The organism is Streptomyces sp. NPDC016469, assembly GCF_040632905.1.
Taxonomy (GTDB): Bacteria; Actinomycetota; Actinomycetes; order Streptomycetales; family Streptomycetaceae; genus Streptomyces.
In genome coordinates, this window is record NZ_JBEYCQ010000001.1 from 174,188 (window position 1) to 194,283 (window position 20,096).

A 20,096-nucleotide genomic window follows, 5' to 3' on the forward strand; every position below is an offset into this window, starting at 1 on the left:
TCGGTCGCCTCCCGTACGCCTCCGCGACCTCCGCCCCGAACGCGCGGCGGTAGCCGGCCGGGTAGAGCCGCAGCAGCGGCGTGCTCACGCGGTGGCCGGCTTCCCGGCGACACCCAGGCGCCGGGTCGCCTCGCGCGCGGTGGCGGCGATCCGGCGGGCCTCGGCGGCCAGGGTCTCCCTGCCGGTCGCGGTGAGCGTGCAGGTGCGGCGGAGCCGGCTGTCCACGACCTCCTCCGTGTGCCCCTCGATCAGGCCCTCGTTCAGCAGCCCTGCAGCGCCCCGCACAGCGTGCCGGTGCGGATCTTCACCCGGCCGCCGGAGATCGTCTCGACCTCGCGCGCGATGGCGTAACCGTGCCGGGGCTCGTCCGCCAGGGCGGTCAGGAGGAGGAGGGTTCTGAACTGCTGTGGGCAGAGTGCGCATGAGTGAGTCGTCATGCATGGGAGTGAGCAGGTTGGTGCGGGTGGATGGCATGAGGATGTGGGTTCTGGGATCGAATGGGTGACCTGGTGGGTGGTTGCTCGTTGTGCTGGGTGACGGGCTGGGCCGGTGGGGGGTGTGGTGATGGGCGCGGTGAGGGAGGTGGCGGCGTCGTTCGTGGTGCCCGGACCGTCCGGGGTGGCGGTGCGGGACCGCCTCAAGCACCTCACGGCCGAGGACGAGCGGGTGTTGCGGGCCGTCGGCGCGTATCAGGGCGGGCTGGCGTCGCGTGATCTGAAGGCCCGGTGTGCGGACGGTCTGGGCCACAGTGCTGAGTCGTGGGCTTCGCGTAAGCGTGGGTTGACCGGGGTGTCGTCGTCGCGGATCGCTGGGGCGATCACGAAGGCGTCGCATGATCAGTGGGCACTGGCGAGGCGGTGCCTGGCCGCGCATATCCGTTCGCTGGAGGCTGGGATCAGGACCCTGCGGCACCGCCTGTCGCTCCCTGTCGGGGTGAAGGGCACGAAGCGCGCGGCGGGCGGTTACCGGTCCAGGGGTGAGTGGTTTCACAAGTCCCGCCGTCTCAAAGCCTTGGAGGACCGGCTCGCTGCCGCTGTCGCGGACTGGCGGGCGGGGCGGGTGCGGGTGGTGCGCGGCGGGAAGCGCCTGTTGAACACCCGCCATCACCTGGCCGAGGCCGGACTGAGCGAGGGAGAGTGGCGACAGCGGTGGGAGGCGGAGCGGTGGTTCCTGGCGGCGGACGGCGAGTCGGGGAAGCGGTACGGGAACGAAACCATCCGCGTCACTCCGGACGGCCGGGTCAGTATCAAGCTCCCCGCCCCTCTGGCCCACTTGGCCAACAGCGCGCACGGCCGCTATACAGTCACCTCGTCGGTGGCCTTCGCGCACCGGGGTGGGGAGTGGGCCGACCGAGTCGAAGGCAACCGTGCTGTCGCCTACCGCATCCACTACGACACCGGCCGAAGACGCTGGTACCTGACCGCGTCCTGGCAACGACCGATCGTGCGGACAATCCCGTTGGATGCGGCGAGGGCCGGGGGTGTGATCGGGGTGGACACCAACGCCGACCACTTCGCCGCCTACCGCCTCGACCCCCACGGCAACCCCGTCGGCGAACCCCACCGCTTCCCGTACGACCTGTCCGGAACGGCCGCACACCGTGACGCGCAGGTCCGCCACGCCCTCACCCGCCTCCTGCACTGGGCCCGCAGGACCGGCGTCACCGCGATCGCCATCGAGGATCTCGACTTCAGCGCGGAGAAGACCCGGGAGAAGCACGGACGCAGGAAGCGTTTCCGGCAGCTGATCTCGGGCATGCCCACCGGCAAGCTCAAGGCCCGCCTCGTCTCCATGGCCGCGGAACAGGGCTTGGCAATCATCGCGGTCGACCCCGCCTCCACCTCACAGTGGGGTGCTCAGCACTGGCAGAAGCCGCTGACCACGCCCCGCCGGAAGATGTCCCGTCACGATGCCGCCGGTATCGCGATCGGGCGACGCGCCCTCGGACACCCGATCCGGCGTCGGACGACACCGCCCTCACACGACCGGAGCGATCGTGCGGGGCATCGGACCGTCCAGGCCGCACCAGGTGCCCTAGGGCGTGAGGAAACCCGCCCCCGCATCCCCGGACCACGGACACGATCCGTGCCACCGGACGCGGCGAGAACGCGGGCAACCAGGACACCCAAAACCGTTCGGGATGTCCGCAGTGCCAGGGTGTGGGTCCAAGACCCACTCCTGCTCACTGAATAGGAACGGTCGGTTCCTGCATCGCGCGTTCGCTCATGTCCTTATCGGACGCGAGGCATGGGTCACTCACCGGCATATGACGGGCCGCCCTGAGCTGCGACGGGAAGGACTTTGCCCAGGTGGGCCAGGGGGGAGAGGGCCATGAACAGCGGGGAGAGGGCGAGCGCGACCGCCGTGACCAGCAGGCTCGGGCGCAGGCCCCAGGTACCGGCCAGGAAGCCGCCGAGCAGGGAGCCGAAGGGGGTGAGGCCCATCCCCGCGAAGTTGATCGTCGCCACCACCCGTGCCTGGATGCGGACCGGGGTGACCGCCTGCCGTACGGACATCACCGTGACGTTGACCAGCTGACCGAACGTACCGAAGACGAGGTTGACGGCCATCAGCGCGGGCAGGACCAGGGGCCCGGAGCCGTGCAGCGCCGGTACGCCGAGCATCACGCCGTCCGCCAGGACCGCCGAGCCCACCAGCACCACGCCGTACCCCAGCCGTTCCGGCAGCCTCACCGCGAGGAGCGACCCCAGCACCGCCCCCGGACCCGTCGCCGCGAGTGCCAGGCCCACCTCGGCGCCGGACAGGCCCAGTTCACGCGGCAGGAACAGTAGATAGACCGTCATCAGCGCGGCGAGCGAGAACTGGAACAGGCCCGACGCCAGCCCCACCGCACGCAGTGCCGGGTGCCGGGCCACGAAGCGGAGCCCCTCGTGGATCCGCCGCAGGACCGGCGCGGGGGCCCCGGCGGGCGCGGGCACGCGTTCCGGGCGGCGGATGCGGCCGATCGACACGGCGGACAGCACGAAGAAGCACGCACCGGTGGCGACCGCGAGCAGCGGCGAGAACACCGACATCAGCGCCCCGCCGAGCGCCGGGCCGCCGATCCGCGCCGCCGACCTGCTGCCCTCCAGCGCACTGTTGCCCCGCATCAACAGTTCGCGGTCCACCAGCCGCACCAGCGACGCCTGGTACGCCACGTCGAAGAACACGCTCCCCACCCCGAGCAGGGCGGCCACCACGAGCAGGACGGGCAGCCCCAGGACGCCGAGGAGGTACGCCAGGGGCACCGCCGCCAGGGCCAGTGCCCGGCCGAGGTCCGCCGCCACCATCACCGTGCGGGTGCGGCGGCGGTCCGCCCACGCGCCCGCGAACAGCGACAGCAGCAGGATCGGCGCCTGCTCCACCGCGCGCAGCAGGCCGAGCGCGCCCGCGTCGGCGTGCAGCGAGACGACGGCGACGAGCGGCAGGACGACCAGGAGCGCCTGCTCGCCGAACTGGGAGGCGGTCTGCCCGGCCCACAGGCGCAGGAAACCGGAATCCCGCCGGAGTGCGGGGGAGGGGGTACGGGAAACGGGATGCACGGAGGCCCCTTGAGCTGCGGACGGCAAGGCTCCGCCGCCACCGCGCACAGAAGTGTGCGCCGGCGGTCCGGCGGGAAAGGCTCGCTGTGCCGCGCTCGGAGGCAGCACGCGATGACGGGTCGTTCTACGACGTCAGCGCGTGCGCGGGCTACCGGGCAACTTCCCCTCCTCGAACTCGTCGGGTGAGGGGAGGTTAACCGCCCGGCGTGAGGGGGAACAGCGGATTTCCGGCACCGCCGTCCGGCGCCTCCTCGCGGGCCAGCTGCCGGAAGCACTCCCGCAGCCAGGCGTGTGCCGGGTCCGCGTCGTGGCGCGGGTGCCAGGCCATGCCGAAGACGAGCGGCGGCAGCGGGAAGGGGATCTCGAACGTCCGCAGACCCAGGGGTTCCGTCAGCGGTCGCGTCCGCAGGGGCGTGAGCCCGACCAGGTCGCTGCTGAGCAGGATGAACAGGGATGACGGCAGGGTGCCCACGCTGGCCACGACCCGCCTGGTCAGGCCGAGTTCGGCGAGCGCGGTGTCCACCGGGCCCGTCGTCCGGCCACGCCGGGACACCGTCAGATGGTCGGCGGCGGCGAACCGGGCCGGGGTGATCTCCCCGTCCAGGAGCGGGTGGCCGGGCCGCACGACGCCCATCATCCGGTCCGCGTAGAGGTGTTCCCGGCGGACCTCCGGGGAACGCGTGTCGATCACCCCCACCTCCAGATCGGCGGCGCCCTCGCGCAGGAACGCCCCGTCCACGTGGCTCTCCATCAGGAAGCGGAGCCGCACGCCCGGTGCCTCCCGGGCCACCCGGGTGAACAGCGCCGGGCCGGAGATCGCCGCCAGGGTGTCCTGGGCCAGCACCGTGAAGGTCCGCGACAGGGCGCGCAGATCCACCTTGCCGCCCGACAGGAACACCCCGCGCGCCCGCTCCACGACCGCGCGCACCTCGCCGTGGATGGCCAGGGCGTGCGGGGTGGGCACCATCGCGCGCCCGGCGCGCACCAGCACCGGATCGCCGAGCGCCTTGCGGATGCGGCCGAGGGTGCGGCTCATCGCGGGCTCGGACAGATGCAGCCGGGCGGCGGCGCCGGAGACGCTGCACTCGTCCAGGAGAACGTCCAGGGCGACCAGAAGATTGAGGTCAAGGCTGGATTGCGTCACGCGCATACATCCCTTGTCGAAGATGCATTGGAAAGCAAGTCGCGTCAACTCTACGGTGGACAGCACATCCCACCCACCACGGCTCCGAGGAGGAGCGTTGTCCCCGCATGCCCAGAAGGTCCCGCGCCTGACCCCCGCCGCGCAGTACGCCCTCTGCGCCTGTGTGCTCGTCGCGCAGGGCATGGTCGCCGCCGTCAACCTGCTCATCCCCCAGCTCGCCTCCTCCGCCCTGCACCCGTCCGCCGGCGAACTCCTGTGGTCGGTCGACGCGTACGTCATCGTCTTCGCCGGGCTGCTGATCCCCGCCGGTGCGCTCGGTGACCGCTTCGGACGCAAGGGCGCCCTCCTCGCCGGACTCGGCCTCTTCGCCGCGGGCGCCGCCACCAGTGCGCTGGCCACCGTTCCCGCCGTCCTCATCGCCGGACGCGGGGTGTGCGGGGCCGGGGCCGCGCTGATCATGCCCGCGACCATGTCCCTCCTGATCACCCTCACCCCGCCCGCCCGCAGGTCCCAGGCGCTGGCGGCCTGGACGCTCGCGGCAGGCCTGGGCGGCCTCGCGGGCAACGTCGGCGGCGGCCTCGCCGGCCAGTTCTCCACCTGGCGCTCCCTGTTCTGGGCGATGGTGCCGCTCGCCGCGCTGCTCGCCCTCGCCGTCGCCCGCCTCTCGCCCCGCAGTCCCGAGCGCTCCGACGCCGCCCCCGAGCCGGTCGGCTCGCTGCTGCTCGTCGCCGCCCTCACCGCCCTGGTGTACGGGATCATCGAGGGCCCTCCGCAGGGCTGGGGATCGGCGCGGGTGCTGACCGCCTTCGGCCTCGGAGCCGTACTGCTCACCGTCTTCACCGTCCACGGGCTGCGCGCCGCACGGCCGCTGCTCGACCCCCGCATCTTCGCCTCGCCGGTGGTGCGCGCCGGGACCCTGGGCATCGCCACGGCCTTCTTCGGGCTGTTCGCGCTGTTCTACGTCAACTCCCAGTACCTCCAGTACGTGAAGGGCTTCCCGGTCGGTCTCGCCGGGGTGGCGATCGTGCCGCTCACCGTCGGGATGGCCGTCATGCCGAAGTTCGGGGCGCGCTGGCAGGACCGGTACGGCATCCGGCCCGTGGCGGGCGGCGGGCTCACGGTCATCGGCCTGGGCCTGCTCCTCGTCTCCACCGCCGACGGTGGCACCCCGTACGCCCTGTACGCCGTGTACCTGCTCGTGATCTCCGCCGGTACGGGGCTCTGCGCGCCCGCGCTGACCTCGGCCGTGATCGTCGGGCTGCCCGCGCACCGCAGCGGCCTCGGCTCCGGGCTCAACACGGCGGCGCGCGAGATCGGGGCGGCGTTCGGTGTCGCCGTCGTGGGCACCGTGCTGGCCTCCGGTACCGGCACGGGCCGCACCGGTGCCGCCCGTGCCGCCGCCTTCGCCCCGGCCATGTCCGACGGGCTGCGGGTCGTGGCGGTGGTGCTCCTCGTCGCCACGGTGTTCGTGGTCCTGGGGACGTCGGGGCGGCGGCGCGGTGCGGCGGGGACCGGGGACGGGGCGGAGACCCGGGGCGTCACCCGTACGGGTGCTTCCATGTAGCCCTGCCGGGAAGGGCGGCGCAAGGTCGGTCTGACCCGCACGTTCCACCGGCCCTGGAGACCTCATGGCACAGACCGCGCCCCCGCCGGGCACCCCCTCCTCGCCCACCCCGCCGCGCGCGGGGGACGAGAATCCCTGGGCGTCCGGCGGGGTCATGTTCGCCGGTGTGCTGCTGCTGGTGGACGGCGTGCTCGACGCGATCAAGGGCATCGCCGGGATCGCGTCGGACGACGTCTACGCACGGATCAACGACTACGTCTTCAAGTTCAACGTGACGGCCTGGGGCTGGATCCACCTCATCCTCGGCATCCTCATCGCCGTCGTCGGCTGGGGCATCCTCAGGGGCTCCGCCTGGGCGCGCGGCGCCGGTGTGGGGCTCGCGGCGCTCAACATGATCGCCAACTTCATGTGGCTGCCCTACCAGCCGGTCTGGGCCGTGGTCTCCCTCGCCATCGACACCTTCGTCATCTGGGCCCTGTGCACGGCACGGAAGCCGGTCATCTGACCGGCCGCCCCGGGCAGGTTCCGCGGGTTCTGTGCCGTTGTCAGTGGCGCGGGTCACACTGGAGACATGTGCCGCAGTATCAAGACGCTCCGACCGCCCGTCCTGCCCGAAGAGGCCACCGAGGACGACATCCGCGCCGCCGCCCTGCAGTTCGTCCGCAAGGTGTCGGGCTTCCGCGCCCCGGCCGCGCACAACAGGGAGGTCTTCGACCGTGCCGTGGACGAGATCGCCGAGGCGACCGCCCGGCTGCTCGACGGCCTGGAGATACGGGGTGGTGTCAGGACGCCATAGGAGGCGCGGCGGCCGCGGCGGCGGCCGGGCGCCGCATGAGCAGCGCGGCGAAGGAGCCCGCGAGGAACAGGGCGAGGACCGAGACGGCCGTGCCCAGCCAGCTCGCGCCCAGATACTGGGCGCCGAAGTAGCCGAGGCCCACGCTGTAGCCGGCCCAGGCCACGCCCGCGACGGCCGACCAGGGCAGGAATTCCTTCGCCTTGCGGTGCGCGGCGCCCGCGCCGAGCGAGACGACCGAGCGCCCGGCCGGGGCGAAGCGCGCGATGACGACGAGGATGCCGCCGCCCCGGCTCAGGGCGGCGCCGAGGCGTTCCTGTGCGGAGGTCAGGCGGCGGGAGCGGGCGATGGCCCGGTCGAGGCGCTCGCCGCCGTGCCGGGCCAGCCGGTACGCGGCGAAGTCGCCGAGCACCGAGGCGGTGGCGGCGCACAGGACGAGGGCCAGCAGAGAGGGGACCTCGGCCACCTGGCGGGCGGCGCCCGCCGCGTCGGCGGCGACACCGGTGGTGCCGGCCGCCGCGGCCGTGGCGGCGGTGATCACCAGCACACCGCTGGGCAGTACGGGGAGGAAGACGTCCAGCAGCACGGAGAGGGCGACCGCGACATAGATCCATGGGCTGCCGGTCAGCGCACCCACACTCTCGAGCACCTTCTACTCCCCGATCGTCAACAACGCCGCGACGTCGCAGGGGAGCGGCAGGAGCGGCAGGGTCAGCTGTACAGCGTACGCCTGCCGTTCACCCGGTGATCCCTATATATGCGTGATGTTGGGCACCCCGGTCGAGAGCGGCTGGAGCGCGTACCGCCGGGGAGCGGTTTCCCGGCGGTACGCGAAGGGTGTGCGGGGCCCGGTCGGTCGGCGGGCCCGGTGGAGCGGGGAGAGGGGTCAGACGGCGACCGGGGAGCTCTGTTCCGGGGTGCGGTCCTGGTCCCGGCGGTCCGGGGCCCGGGTCGTGAGGAGGCTGTCCAGCGCGAAGGCGCCGGGGCCGGTGAAGACGAGGAGCAGGAAGACCCAGCAGTAGACGGCCGACGGTTCGCCGCCGTTCTGGATGGGGAAGAGGGCGTGGGACTGGTGGACCGTGAAGTAGGCGTAGGCCATGGAGCCGGACGAGATCAGGGCGGCGAGGCGGGTGCCGAGGCCCAGGGCCACGAGGGTGCCGCCGACGAGCTGGATCACCGCCGCGTACCAGCCCGGCCAGGTGCCGGCGGCTATGGAGCCGCCGCCGTGGGCGCCGCCGAGGACGCCGAAGACCGAGGCCGCGCCGTGGCAGGCGAAGAGTCCGCCGACGACGATGCGGAAGAGCGCGAGGGCATAGGGCTGCGCCCGGTGGAGGTGTGGGGTCATGTGGGGAGGGCTCCTTCGGTCTGGTGGGGACGTGAACCGACTGGGCGCAAAAGATTAGGTAGACCTCACCAATACTTGCAAGTTCAACGTTTTGTCGACTGGCTGAATTTCGATGGGCTGTTGTGAGCCGGTCGGTGTGCCAATACCGCCCCGAACTGGGCAGTAACGTTCCGTTGCTTGGCCTGAACCAATGGCGGCGCAGCTTTCCGGCCATGGGCGTCCGGTTCCCTCGCTTGGCGCTCCCACCACGGCACCCCCGGCTTTCACCGGAGTCCCACCGGGGATACGGGGCACTCGCGCCCCGTTGGCGGCCGGTCGGCCCGCCGGCCCGCCGCGCTCCGTCGAACGGCTTGTCATGGACAGCCGTAGTAGGCCGAAAACACGTCGGTGGCCCCGCCGGCCGGCCCGTCGTACGGGCAACGACCGGTGAGGCCACCGGGGTTGGGGTTTCGGTCGGGTGTTCCTCGGCTCAGCAGCCGCTGAGCGCGGACTGCAGGGCCGACTTCTCGGCCGAGTCGACGGACAGCTTGTAGTAGTGCTTCACGTGGACCCAGGCGCGTACATAGGTGCATTTGTACGCGGCGCGCGGCGGCATCCAGGAAGCAGGGTCCTGGTCGCCCTTGGACTGGTTGACGTTGTCCGTGACCGCGATCAGCTGCGGGCGGGTCAAGTCGTTGGCGTACGCCTGCCGTTGGGCGGTGGTCCAGCTGGACGCGCCCGAGCGCCACGCCTCGGCGAGCGGCACCATGTGGTCGATGTCCAGGTCGGACGCGACGGTCCAGGTGGCGCCGTCGTACTCCGAGTACCAACTGCCGCTCGTCGCCGCGCAGCTGGAGTCCTGGGAGACGTTGGTGCCGTCCCGCTTCAGGACGACCTCACGGGTGTTGCAGGCTCCCGACTGGGTGATCCAGTGCGGGAACTTGTCCCGGCTGTACCCGCTGGAGGAGCCCTCCGCCTTCACCGTCAGCTCGCTCAGATAGGTGCGGGCGGTGGACGCGGAGACCGGGGTGGGCATGGCGGCCTGGGCGCTCGGTGCGGTGAGCAGGCCGGTGGTGGCGGCGAGTGCGGCGGAGGCGGCGAGGACGGCTATGCGACGCGCGTAGACACCTGACATGCGAACTCCCTTGATGTGGGGGGATGTGGACGGGTTGTCATGAACGGCCCGGCCATCGTGGCGGCGCCTGGTTTCCGTGGGGTGGGCGCCAGGTAACAGGGTGGCGACATGGGCACGTCACATCAAGGGATCTGACAAAAGGGCTCGTGGTGCGGGGGCGCGCGGATCCGTGCGCGCGGGCGCGGTGAGCCGGTCCGGCGCGGCACCGGGACCTGTGACCTGCGCGGGAGCGCATGAGTACGGCCCCCGCCCGGGGTGGGCGAGGGCCGTACGGAGGTTCGTGGTGCTGGTGTTTGACGGGGGATCAGCGGCCCCGGGGCGGGCGCGGGCGGTTCCGGCGCGGGCGGTGAGCGGGGCGTCGGGCGCCCTGCCGGGAGACTACCGCGCCTCGACGTGCAGCGTGATCGTGCCGTCCGCCGCCGCCTCGACGCGCAGCTGCGTCAGGTCGGCCACGTGGGCGTCCGGCGTGTGGGCCCCCGCGCGCGGGCCGACCCCCACCACGCGCATGCCGGCCGCCCGGCCCGCCGCGATGCCCGCCTCGGAGTCCTCGAAGACCACGCAGTCCGCCGGGGCGAAGCCCAGTGCCGCCGCGCCCTTGAGGAAGCCCTCCGGGTCCGGCTTGCTGGCCCCGACGCTCTCGGCGGTGACGCGGAGGTCCGGCATCCGCAGTCCGGCGGCGCCCATCCGGGCCGTCGCCAGCGCGAGGTCGGCCGAGGTGACCAGGGCGTGCGGCAGGGCGGCGATGGCGTCCATGAAGGCGGGGGCGCCGCCGATGGCGACGACGCCGTCGGTGTCGGCGGTCTCCTCGGCGAGCATCACCTTGTTGTCCGCGTAGTTCTGCTCCATCGGGCGCTCCGGGAGCAGGACCGCCATCGTGGCGTAGCCCTGCCGGCCGTGGACCACCTTCAGGGCCTCTTCCGGGTCCAGCCCGTTCCGCAGCGCCCAGCGCCGCCAGCAGCGCTCCACGACGGCGTCGGAGTTCACCAGGGTGCCGTCCATGTCGAGCAGCAGTGCTTTGGCGGTGAGGGCGGTGGCCGGCATGGGCGGGCTCCAGAGCGGGGGGAAGCGAACACCGCGGGGGTGAGCGGCGCGGGAGATCAAGCGGCCCCCGCCCGCCGGTCAGGGTGTGCGCGCGGGGGCCACTTTGTTTCTCCACGATACAAAAACGGGGTCGCAAACGCGAATCCGGGGACTCCCCTCCCGCGGGCGTGCCCCGTCAGTGGCGCCCGCGCCCCGTCGTCACCGCCTCCAGGCGGCTCCGCGTGTTCGGGCCGTAGACGCCGTCCGGGTCGCCCTCGATGCTCCACCAGGTCTGGAGGTCGCTCACGGCCTTCTCCGTGCGGTCCCCGTAGTCCGAGTCGACCGGGCCGTTGTACACCCAGACCTCCCGGAGCCGGTTCTGGAGCTCCGCGACCTCCGCGCCCCGGTCGCCCCGCCGCAGGGTTCCCGCGTCGTCCGGCGCCTCGGGGGGCGGGGCCACGCCCTCGGCCGGGCCGCTGCTGCTCGCGGTGGCCGACGGGGACGCCGCGGCGTCCGCGCCGGGGGCCGAGGAGGACGCGGTGGCGGAGCGGGAGGGGGAGGCGGAGGCGGAAGCGGAGGCGGAGGGCGACGCGGAGGCCGATGCGGACGAGGCGGGGGAGGCGGACCGGCTGGGTGAGGCGGAGGCGGAGGACGAGGCGGAGGGCGCGGGCTCGCCGCTCTCCTCGGGGAGGCTGGTCACCGTGGACGGAAGGGCCTGGTCCAGGTCGGCCTCCCCGTCGCCGTCCCCGTTGAACAGCCCGCCGACGAAGGCCGCCGTGCCGACCACCGCGACCACGGCCGCCCCCGCGATCACCGCGGCGAACGGCTTGCGGCGGCGCGGCGCCACCGGGTCCCGGCCGGTGAGGAGGAGGGCGGTGTCGGGCCCCTCGGCATCCGGCGCGGCGCCCGCAGGGCCGAGGAACAGCGGCATCGTGGTCGCGGCGTCGCCCTCGGGGCCGTAGACCTGCGGGGCGGCGGGCGGGGGTGTCGTGGGCGCCGTCGCGGTGTCGCCGCCCAGGGTCACGTACGGGCGGATGCGCAGCGGGTCGAAGTCCTCCGCCGCGGCCATCTCGGCGGACCGGCCGGCGTGGTGCTCATCGGCGATGCGCTGCTGTTCGGCGGCCCGCTCCGGATCGGTGGCGTAACCCCGCGTACCGGTGTTCCGGCCCGCGCAGGCACAGCCCGGAGCGGTGCCCGGTCTGCTCTCCGTACCGCACTCCGGGCATATATGTCCGGCCATCGTGGGTCCCCTCCCCTTGAACTGCCTGCGATTATGCAGCCCGCCGCCGAGAAGCCCAATCGGATGGGCCCCCGGCAGGCCATAACGGGGCAGAACAGACAGGATGGGGGTCTAGCGGATCCGAGGAGATGTCTCATGGCCCAGCAGCTGAGCCCGACGGCCCAGGCCCCCGGCGAAGGCCGCTCCACGCGGTCGGTCCTGGTGGCGATCGGCGCACTGCTCCTCGGCATGCTGCTCGCCGCACTCGACCAGACCATCGTCTCCACCGCGCTCCCCACCATCGTCAGTGACCTCGGCGGGCTCGAACACCTGTCGTGGGTGGTCACCGCCTATCTGCTGGCCTCGACCGCCGCGACCCCGCTCTGGGGCAAGCTGGGCGACCAGTACGGGCGCAAGAAGCTGTTCCAGACGGCGATCGTCATCTTCCTGATCGGCTCCGCGCTCTGCGGGCTCGCCCAGAACATGCCCCAGCTGATCGGCTTCCGCGCCCTCCAGGGGCTCGGCGGCGGCGGTCTGATGGTGCTGTCGATGGCGATCGTCGGAGACATCGTCCCGCCCCGTGAACGCGGCAAGTACCAGGGCCTCTTCGGCGCCGTGTTCGGCGCGACGAGCGTCCTCGGGCCACTGCTCGGCGGCTTCTTCACCCAGCACCTCAGCTGGCGCTGGGTCTTCTACATCAACCTCCCCATCGGCGTCGTCGCCCTTGTGGTGATCGCCGCCGTGCTGCACATCCCGGTCCGCCGGACGAAGCACACCATCGACTACCTGGGCACCTTCCTCATCGCCTCGGTCGCCACCTGCCTCGTCCTCGTCGCCTCCCTCGGCGGCACCACCTGGCCCTGGGGCTCGGGGAAGATCATCGGCCTCGCGGTGCTCGCGGTGGTGCTCCTGGTCGCGTTCGTGCTCGTGGAGCGGCGCGCCACCGAGCCCGTACTGCCGCTGAAGCTGTTCCGGATCAGGACCTTCAGCCTCGTCGCCGTGATCAGCTTCGTCATCGGCTTCGCGATGTTCGGCGCCATGACCTATCTGCCGACCTTCCTCCAGGTCGTGCACGGCATCACGCCGACGATGTCCGGTGTCCACATGCTGCCCATGGTGTTCGGGCTGCTCATCACCTCGACGGTGTCCGGGCAGATCGTCAGCCGCACGGGGCGCTGGAAGGTGTTCCCGGTCGCGGGCACCGGCATCACGGCCATCGGGCTGCTGCTCCTGCACCGGCTGACGGTGTCCAGCGGCACCTGGGAGATGAGCGCCTACTTCTTCGTCTTCGGCGCGGGCCTCGGCCTGGTGATGCAGGTCCTCGTCCTGGTCGTGCAGAACGCCGTCTCGTACCGGGATCTCGGCGTGGCGACCTCGGGCGCGACGTTCTTCCGGTCCATCGGCGCCTCGTTCGGCGTGGCCATCTTCGGCACCATCTTCACCAACCGGCTCACCGACAAACTCGGCGCCGCGCTCGCCGGACGGCCGTTGCCGCCCGGCGTGGACGCGAAGAGCCTGGCCGCCGACCCCCGCGCCATCGGCCGGCTGCCGGACTCCCTGCGGGGGCCGGTGCTCCAGGCGTACTCGACGTCGATCACCGATGTGTTCCTGTACGCGGCACCCGTCGTCCTGGTCGCCTTCCTCTTCGCCTGGCTCCTCAAGGAGGACAAGCTGCGCGGATCGGTGACCGCGCCGGACCCGAGCGAGACGCTGGCGTCGAACCCGGTCGAGCGCTCCTCGTACGACGAGTGCGCCCGGGCCCTGTCCGTGCTGGCCACCCGGGAGGGCCGCCGCGAGGTCTACGTCAGGATCACCGAGAAGGCGGGCTACGACCTGCTGCCCGCCGCCAGCTGGATGCTGCTGCGGATCAAGCGCCACGGCACGGTGGAGCCCGCCCGGCTCGCCGAGGTGGCCCCCGTGCCGCTGCGGGTGATCAACGACGCGGCCCGGCAGCTGGAGGGGCGCGGGCTCGTCCGGCGGGTCGGGGTGCAGATGGTCCTCACCGAGCCGGGCGCGGAGGCGGTGGTGAAGCTCGCCCAGGCCCGCGAGGACTCCCTCGCCGAGCTGCTGGGCGACTGGTGGGGCCCGGACCGGCCGACGGACCTGGTCGCGCTGGTCTCCGAGCTGACACGGGAGACCAGCGGGTCGAGCAAGGAGCGCCCGCACAGCCCGGAACCCAAGCGCGACCACGCGGCGGGGCACCCGTACCGGGATTAGCGGCCCCGGCCCCCGCATCAGGCCGGGGCCACCTCCTTGGCGAACCAGTGCTCCGCGTACGGGCCCCGGCTGAACGCCGGGACCTCCCGGTAGCCGTGCTTCGCGTACAGGCCGCGGGCCTCCACCAGGTCGTGCCGGGTGTCCAGCCGGAGCAGGGCCGCCCCCAGCGCCCGGGCCCGCTCCTCCAGCGCCGCGAGCAGCAGTCCGCCGCCGCCCGTGCCCCGGAACTCCGGGCGGACGTAGACCCGGGTGAGCTCCGCCGTGTCCGCGGCCACGAGGACCAGGCCCGCGCAGGCCGCCGCCCGGCCGCCGGAGCGGCCGACGACGAAGTCACCGGTCGGGGCGGCCAGCAGTCCGGCGCCGTCGTCGGTGAGCCCGGCGTCGATCTCCTCGGCGGTCGCCGGACGGCCCCAGTAGCGGCCGGCGACCTCGGCGTAGTAATCCCGCCGGAGCAGGGCCGCGTCCGGGGAGTCGAAGGGTTCGGGTGCCACGGTCCAGGTCATTGGGCCATTCTTGCTACCGCACACATGTATGAGCCAGGCGATTTCGAGGGGGCGGTGCGGTGGTGCGGGAGAACGGGGCCGGAGCGGTCCGGCGGCTCGGCGAGCGGTGGATCCGGGAGCTGGCCGGGCCGGGCGGCGACTTCGTCTGCTCGCCCGCCGGGCTGTGGCTGGCCCTGACCGCCCTCGCGGCGGGGGCGCGCGGGGAGACCGCCGAGGAATTGCGGGCGGTGCTCGGGGTGGCCGGGGACGAGGCGGCCGGGGCGGCGACGGCCACGGCCCGGGCGCTGGCGGCCACCGACGGGCTGGGCGTGGCGACCCGGGTCTGGACGCGTACGAAGGTGCACCGGAGACTCCGGAAGGCGCTGCCGGACATCGGCTTCGGGCCCATGGACCCGGACGAGGCCGACGCGTGGGTCCGGGAGAGGACCGGCGGGCTCATCGAGCGGCTCCCGGTGGCCGTGAGCAACCGCATGCTGCTGGTGCTGGTCAACGCCCTCGCGCTGAAGGCCGACTGGGCGACGCCCTTCCCGAAGGCGGCGACCGAGGACCGGCCGTTCACCGACGCGTCCGGCGTCACCCGCGAGGTGCCGACGATGTCCGGGAAGCCCTTGTCATGGGACGTCTGGATGACAGGGGGCGCGTTCGTCGTCGATCTGCGGTGCGCCGGGGAGGGGCCGGGTGCGTCGCCGCCGGTCAAGGTGCGCCTCGTGCTGGGGCGGCCGGGCGAGGGGGCGGCCGATGTGCTCCCGGCGGCCTGGGCGCCGAAGGAGGCGCGGACCGCCCTGAAGGCGGATGCCGTGACCATCGCGGTTCCGCGGTTCACCCTTCGTACGCACATCCGGGCGACCGACCACCTGTCGGCGCTCGGTATCCGTCTCGCCACGACGTACGCCGCCGACTTCTCCGGGATCTCGGAAACCCCGCTCATGCTCAACGAGGTGGTGCAGGAGGCGGTGCTGAAGGTGAACGAGGAGGGCCTGGCGGCGGCCGCCGTGACGGTGCTGCCCGTACCGTCCGGCGCGGAGCCGGGCCCGCCTCCGCGCCGCCTGCACCTGGCCTTCGACCGGCCCTTCGGCATCGTCGTCCTGGACCCCGGCGAGGAGGTCCCGCTCTTCGCGGGCTGGCAGGCGGAAACCCCCACGTACCCGCCGGACAGGGCCTAGCGCAGTGGCGGCGGCGTGAAGACCGGCGGCGGGGGCAGTACCGGGCGCCGCCGCCGGGCGCGTACGAGCAGGAGCAGGGGCAGGGCCACCAGCAGCACCGCGCCGCCGAGCAGCGTCAGCAGCCAGGCCGGCATGGAGCCCCAGGTCAGCAGCGTGTCCCGGTACACCACGGTCCGGTACGGGGTGTCCTCGGCGGTCGCCCGCAGCTCGTGGTCGCCGTCGATCCGCTCCGGCGACGGAAAGTACTGGTCGATCGCCGTCACGAAGACCGGCTTGTCCCCGGTGACCGCCGCCAGCGCGTTGTACGACTCCTTCGCGGGGTCGACGCGGCCCGCGTACGCGACCTTCGGGGGCCGCCCGCCGATCGCGCCGCGCGGTTCCATGCGGTGGTCGGCCAGCACGTACAGGTCGAGGGACTGCGGGGTGGCGGCCAGCTTGGACAGGCGCATCGGATACACCATCCGGTCGCTGGCGAACCGCAGCCGCAGCGGGTCGAGCGTCCCGCTCAGCGTGCCCCCCTGCTCCTCCGGCGCGAGGCGCACCGCCACGTACTCCCACTTCTGCTCGACGTACGGGGTCAGGGCCGTGGCGAGGCGGTCCGGCAGCTCGAAGCCGTTCTCCTTCAGCCAGCCCTCCAGCGCCTCCGGGTCGGTCGCCGCCAGCCGGGCCACGTCGAACGGGCCGAGCCGTTCCCGGCCGACCACGTCGACCGGGGCGGAGGCCCTGGGGGCGGCGGCGCCGTCGCCGACGGAGTCCCCGGAACCGCCGAACGGCCAGTCCTTGCCGCGCGGCCAGAAGTAGTGCCGCTCCTCGGTGACCGGCGCGGTGAGGGCCCTCAGCTCGGAGAACAGCGCCGTGTCACCCAGCTCGACCGTGGCGCGGTGCGGTACCGGCATGATCCAGGCCGCGTCCGGCGCGTTCCCCCGGACGCTCAGCTGCATGACGATCTGCTCGGTGCGGCCGTCCCAGCCGACCGCCGACGTCTCCCGGTCGACCGCCACCTGGCTGTTCCGGTGCACCACCATCGCCCCGCAGCCGCAGGCGTACGCCGGTGCGATCAGCGACCCCACCTGCAGCGACACCAGCATCAGGAGCAGGGAGAGCGCTCGGACCGCCCAGCCCCCCGTCCTTCCGTTTCTCCCCGCGCGCCGCATCTTCCGCCCTCTCCGTCGTTGCTGATCACGGGCTCAGACGTGCGCGGGCCCCCGCCGGTTCCGGCCCCGCCGCGCACCCGGCCGAGCGGACTTCCGGCCGAATCCGGGTGACAGTCAGGCGTCAAAGGGGTTGATTGGGTCTACCCAAGAGCACAATGCGAAGGTTTCACACATGCCGGACAACCGGCCGGCGACAGACCTTGGGAGGGTCGGCGCAGCGTGGCGAACGCGGAGCACAGTGGCAGCACAAGCGCGACGGCGGGAGTGAGGACCGGAACGGTACGGGCGGTGCTCTGGCTGGTCGCGGCCGCGCTGGCCGTCCGGCAGATGGCGGTGGTGCTGCGGCAGCCGCCGGGCGAACGGCTCATCGATCTGGAGACCTGGATCGGTGACAACGGGGTGCTCCATGTGACCGGTTCGCTGTACGACACCGACCGCTTCACCGGCACTCCCTTCTCCGGGCTCGTCCTCAAGCCGCTGACCCGTACCGCCGAACAGAGCCTCGGGGTCGCCTGGACCTTCGGCTCGCTCCTGCTCGTCGCCGTCCTCGGCCTCGTCGCCGCCCGCGCGCTGCCGGGGCCCGTCGGCCGGCGCACCGCCCTGCTCGCCGCGCCCGTCGCGATCAGCCTGCTGATGCTCTCGCTGCCGGTGCGCAACGCCTTCCACCTCGGCCAGGTCAGCATCCTGCCCGTCCTCCTGGTCCTCGTCGGCCTCTTCGTCGTCCGGGGGGAACGCAAGGCCGGGGCGCTCATCGGGGTCGCCGCCGCCCTCCAGCCGGCCGTGCTCCTGTTCGCCCTGCTGCTGTGGCTCACCGGAAGACGCCGTTCAGCGCTCACCTCCGCCGGCGCCTTCGCCGCGTGCACGGCCCTGGCGTGGGCCGCGATGCCGCACGACTCGTGGACGTACTGGGTGCACCACGTCGCCGGGGCCGGCCTCGGCGACCAGGCGGACAGCCTCGCCAACCAGTCCCTGCACGGCGCGCTGCTGCGCCTGGGCCTCGCCGGGCCGCCGGAGATCGCGCTGTTCCTGGCGCTGGCCGCCGCCGTCTGCGTCATCGGCCTGCGCCGCGCCGTGCGGTACGCGCGCGACGGGCAGCTCCTGCTCGCCGCGGCCGTGACCGGGTGCGTCGCCGTCGCCGTGTCCCCGACCGCGTGGCAGCACCAGTTGCTCTGGGTGCTGCTCGCCGTGGTCGGCCGGGCGGGCCGCAGCGCCTCGGACCGGCTGGTGTGGCCGGCCGTCGTGATCCTGGTGACCACCCTGCCGGGCGCGATGCTGCTGCCGAACATCGGGGCGGTGTTCCCGGTACGCGACAACGTGCTGCTGATCGCCGCGCTCGGGGCCGCCTGCGTGACGCCGTTCCTGCCGCGCACCTCCCCGTACTGGCAGCGGCCCGTGCCCACCGCGTACGCGAAGCCGGTCCCGGCCCGCTGGGGCCGGGTGCCGCTGCTGCCGGTCTGGCGGCGGGTGCTCAGCCGGCCCAACCTGCTCCTGGAACTCCTCCTGATCCGCGTCGTCTACTCCGCCTACGGGCACGTCAGACTGGCCGCCACGGCCGGGCGGGACACCGCCGAGCGGCACGGGCACCAGATCCACTCGCTCGAACAGTGGCTGCACATCGACATCGAGCACCGGATCAACCACGCGGTCGCGGGCGTCGGCCCGCTGCGGGACTTCTTCGACTCCTACTACTCGACGTTCCACTTCATCGTCCCGCTGGCGATCCTCGCCGTGCTGTACGTGCGCCGCCCCGCCGACTACCGCTGGGCCCGGTCCACCCTCGGCTTCGCCACGCTCCTCGCGCTCGTCGGCTTCTGGCTCTACCCGCTGGCCCCGCCGAGGCTGATGCCCGGGCTCGGCTTCGTCGACACGGTGCACGGGGTGCAGGACTTCTCGCAGCCCGACTACGGGGCGCTGACGGCGGTGACCAACCAGTACGCGGCGATGCCCTCCCTGCACTTCGGCTGGTCCCTGTGGTGCGGGGTGATCATCGTGCTGCTCGCCCCGAAGGTGTGGATGAAGGCGCTCGGGGTGCTGCATCCGCTGTTCACGGTCTCCGCGATCGTCGCGACCGCCAATCACTGGGTGCTGGACGCGGTGGGCGGGGCGGTCGTCGTCGCGCTCGGCTTCCTCATCGCGTACGTGCTCGCGGGGCCGCGCCGGCTGCGGTCGGCGCCGGAGGCCCCGGAGGGCGAGGCGGCCCATGCACCGGAGGGCGAGGCGCTGGCGGGCAAGCCGTAGCCCGGACCGCTCACGGCCCGAGCACCCAGGCGGCCACCGACAGGGTGACCATCGACACCAGCGTGGAGGCCACGATCGCGTCGCGGGCGAGCCCGGTGCCGAGGCCGTACTCGCGGGCGTAGATGAAGGAGTTCTGCGCGGTGGGCAGCGCCGCGCACAGCACGACCGCGAGCAACTGGTGGTCCGGGAGGCGCAGCACCGGGCCCGCGATGAGCAGGGCGGCCAGCGGCTGGCCCAGCGTCTTCACCGCGACGACGGCCGCGGTCTCCGCCCGCTCCCGGCGCGCCCGGCCGCCGCCGCCCGCGCCCCGGTGCAGTGACAGGCCCAGCGTGATCAGGGCCGTGGGCACCGCCGCCGCGCCGAGCACGTCGCACGGGTGCGTCACGGCGGCGGGCAGCCGCAGTCCGGTCGCGGAGACGGCCACGCCGAGCAGCGAGGCCAGGATGATCGGGTTGCGCAGGGGCATGGTGAGCAGTCGCCGCACCCCGCCGCCGGGGCGCCGCCCGTCGCCCCCGCGCGTCCCGGAGTCCAGCAGCGTCAGGATCACCGGGGAGAGCACCAGCACCTGGAAGAGGATGACCTGCGCGACGAAGGAGGCGTCGCCCAGCACCTGCACCGCCACCGGGATGCCCAGGTTCGCGGAGTTCACATGGCCCGAGGACATGGCGCCGATCGCCGCGTCCGCCCGCCCCCGGCCGAAGACCCGCCGGACGAGGACGAACCCGGCCCCCGCCGCCACCGCCGTGCTCGCCGCGAACGCCACCATCGACGGATGGCCGAACACGTCCGGGCCCGCCCCCGACACCATCGTGAACAGGGCGGCGGGCATCGCCACATGGAAGACGAACCGGCCGAGCACGGCCTCCGCCTGCTCCCCGAGCAGCCCGCCGCGCCCGACCGCGTAGCCGATGCCGGTCAGGACCCAGATGGGGGCGAACGCGGAGAGCAGGGCATGCATGGCCGCCATGATCCCCGCACGTCCGTTCGGCATGCGGACGGGGGTACGGATCGGTGTACCGCCACCGGACAGGCCGAAGCCCCGGCCGCTGAGCGGTCGGGGCTTCGGGAGTCACCGGTTCG

Annotated in this window: 17 protein-coding genes and 1 pseudogene; 7 read left to right on the forward strand and 11 right to left on the reverse strand. The window is 73.1% G+C overall.

Annotation, left to right across the window (positions count from 1 at the left end):
* Positions 1 to 84: 84 nt before the first annotated feature.
* A pseudogene (locus tag ABZ565_RS00830) lies at positions 85 to 437 on the reverse strand (PadR family transcriptional regulator).
* A 127-nt stretch (positions 438 to 564) separates the two neighbouring features.
* On the opposite strand from ABZ565_RS00830, the gene ABZ565_RS00835 reads away from it, so the two are divergent.
* Positions 565 to 2,193: an IS200/IS605 family accessory protein TnpB-related protein gene (locus ABZ565_RS00835; protein WP_361019268.1), complete on the forward strand. Its 1,629-nt coding sequence runs from the start codon at positions 565 to 567 to the stop codon at positions 2,191 to 2,193.
* Positions 2,194 to 2,252: 59 nt separating this feature from the next.
* On the opposite strand, the gene ABZ565_RS00840 is transcribed toward ABZ565_RS00835, so the two are convergent.
* Together ABZ565_RS00840 and ABZ565_RS00845 are read right to left on the reverse strand one after the other, a co-directional pair.
* Positions 2,253 to 3,542 (reverse strand): MFS transporter, encoded by a 1,290-nt coding sequence (locus ABZ565_RS00840; protein WP_361018637.1) that lies wholly within the window; start codon positions 3,540 to 3,542, stop codon positions 2,253 to 2,255.
* A 193-nt stretch (positions 3,543 to 3,735) separates the two neighbouring features.
* The gene (locus ABZ565_RS00845; RefSeq protein ID WP_361018640.1) at positions 3,736 to 4,692 is read right to left on the reverse strand and encodes a LysR family transcriptional regulator; all 957 of its coding nucleotides are present in this window, start codon (positions 4,690 to 4,692) and stop codon (positions 3,736 to 3,738) included.
* A 91-nt stretch (positions 4,693 to 4,783) separates the two neighbouring features.
* On the opposite strand from ABZ565_RS00845, the gene ABZ565_RS00850 reads away from it, so the two are divergent.
* The 3 genes from ABZ565_RS00850 to ABZ565_RS00860 all read left to right on the forward strand — a co-directional run bounded on the left by ABZ565_RS00850 (position 4,784) and on the right by ABZ565_RS00860 (position 7,046).
* Complete coding sequence (locus tag ABZ565_RS00850; RefSeq protein ID WP_361018643.1) at positions 4,784 to 6,250, forward strand: MFS transporter; 1,467 nt, start codon at positions 4,784 to 4,786, stop codon at positions 6,248 to 6,250.
* A 64-nt stretch (positions 6,251 to 6,314) separates the two neighbouring features.
* Entirely contained in the window at positions 6,315 to 6,755 is a 441-nt protein-coding gene (locus ABZ565_RS00855; RefSeq protein WP_361018646.1) for a hypothetical protein, read from the forward strand.
* A gap of 66 nt (positions 6,756 to 6,821) precedes the next feature.
* The gene (locus ABZ565_RS00860) at positions 6,822 to 7,046 is read left to right on the forward strand and encodes a DUF2277 domain-containing protein (protein WP_073965355.1); all 225 of its coding nucleotides are present in this window, start codon (positions 6,822 to 6,824) and stop codon (positions 7,044 to 7,046) included.
* Here ABZ565_RS00860 and ABZ565_RS00865 read toward each other — a convergent pair.
* The 5 genes from ABZ565_RS00865 to ABZ565_RS00885 form a co-directional block, all read right to left on the reverse strand.
* Positions 7,033 to 7,692 (reverse strand): VTT domain-containing protein, encoded by a 660-nt coding sequence (locus ABZ565_RS00865; RefSeq protein ID WP_361018649.1) that lies wholly within the window; start codon positions 7,690 to 7,692, stop codon positions 7,033 to 7,035. The two genes, ABZ565_RS00860 and ABZ565_RS00865, sit on opposite strands and share 14 nt — an antisense overlap.
* Before the next feature lie 237 nt (positions 7,693 to 7,929).
* Entirely contained in the window at positions 7,930 to 8,388 is a 459-nt protein-coding gene (locus tag ABZ565_RS00870) for a DoxX family protein (protein ID WP_361018652.1), read from the reverse strand.
* Positions 8,389 to 8,857: 469 nt separating this feature from the next.
* A complete protein-coding gene (locus ABZ565_RS00875) occupies positions 8,858 to 9,502 on the reverse strand; it encodes an HNH endonuclease family protein (RefSeq protein WP_361018655.1) in 645 nt (214 codons plus the stop codon).
* A gap of 378 nt (positions 9,503 to 9,880) precedes the next feature.
* The gene (locus ABZ565_RS00880; RefSeq protein WP_361018658.1) at positions 9,881 to 10,543 is read right to left on the reverse strand and encodes an HAD-IA family hydrolase; all 663 of its coding nucleotides are present in this window, start codon (positions 10,541 to 10,543) and stop codon (positions 9,881 to 9,883) included.
* Between the two features lie 175 nt (positions 10,544 to 10,718).
* Entirely contained in the window at positions 10,719 to 11,762 is a 1,044-nt protein-coding gene (locus tag ABZ565_RS00885) for a peptidoglycan-binding domain-containing protein (RefSeq protein ID WP_361018661.1), read from the reverse strand.
* Between the two features lie 63 nt (positions 11,763 to 11,825).
* On the opposite strand from ABZ565_RS00885, the gene ABZ565_RS00890 reads away from it, so the two are divergent.
* Positions 11,826 to 13,958, forward strand: coding sequence for an MDR family MFS transporter (locus ABZ565_RS00890; RefSeq protein WP_361019271.1), 2,133 nt, complete (start codon positions 11,826 to 11,828; stop codon positions 13,956 to 13,958).
* A gap of 17 nt (positions 13,959 to 13,975) precedes the next feature.
* Here ABZ565_RS00890 and ABZ565_RS00895 read toward each other — a convergent pair whose 3' ends face one another.
* Positions 13,976 to 14,461, reverse strand: a complete 486-nt coding sequence (locus tag ABZ565_RS00895) for a GNAT family N-acetyltransferase (protein ID WP_361018664.1) — start codon at positions 14,459 to 14,461, stop codon at positions 13,976 to 13,978.
* A gap of 59 nt (positions 14,462 to 14,520) precedes the next feature.
* On the opposite strand from ABZ565_RS00895, the gene ABZ565_RS00900 reads away from it, so the two are divergent.
* Positions 14,521 to 15,624 carry a serpin family protein gene (locus tag ABZ565_RS00900; protein ID WP_361018667.1) on the forward strand — a complete coding sequence of 368 codons (1,104 nt, stop codon included), beginning with the start codon at positions 14,521 to 14,523 and terminating at the stop codon, positions 15,622 to 15,624.
* Here the strand turns inward: ABZ565_RS00900 and ABZ565_RS00905 are convergent.
* Positions 15,621 to 16,712, reverse strand: a complete 1,092-nt coding sequence (locus ABZ565_RS00905; RefSeq protein WP_361018670.1) for a DUF2330 domain-containing protein — start codon at positions 16,710 to 16,712, stop codon at positions 15,621 to 15,623. The genes ABZ565_RS00900 and ABZ565_RS00905 overlap by 4 nt on opposite strands.
* A gap of 354 nt (positions 16,713 to 17,066) precedes the next feature.
* Here ABZ565_RS00905 and ABZ565_RS00910 point away from each other — a divergent pair, with 354 nt between their 5' ends.
* Positions 17,067 to 19,016: a bifunctional glycosyltransferase 87/phosphatase PAP2 family protein gene (locus ABZ565_RS00910; RefSeq protein ID WP_361018673.1), complete on the forward strand. Its 1,950-nt coding sequence runs from the start codon at positions 17,067 to 17,069 to the stop codon at positions 19,014 to 19,016.
* Positions 19,017 to 19,026: 10 nt separating this feature from the next.
* Here the strand turns inward: ABZ565_RS00910 and ABZ565_RS00915 are convergent, their stop codons facing one another.
* Positions 19,027 to 20,007, reverse strand: a complete 981-nt coding sequence (locus ABZ565_RS00915; RefSeq protein WP_361018676.1) for an AEC family transporter — start codon at positions 20,005 to 20,007, stop codon at positions 19,027 to 19,029.
* Positions 20,008 to 20,096: the final 89 nt, after the last annotated feature.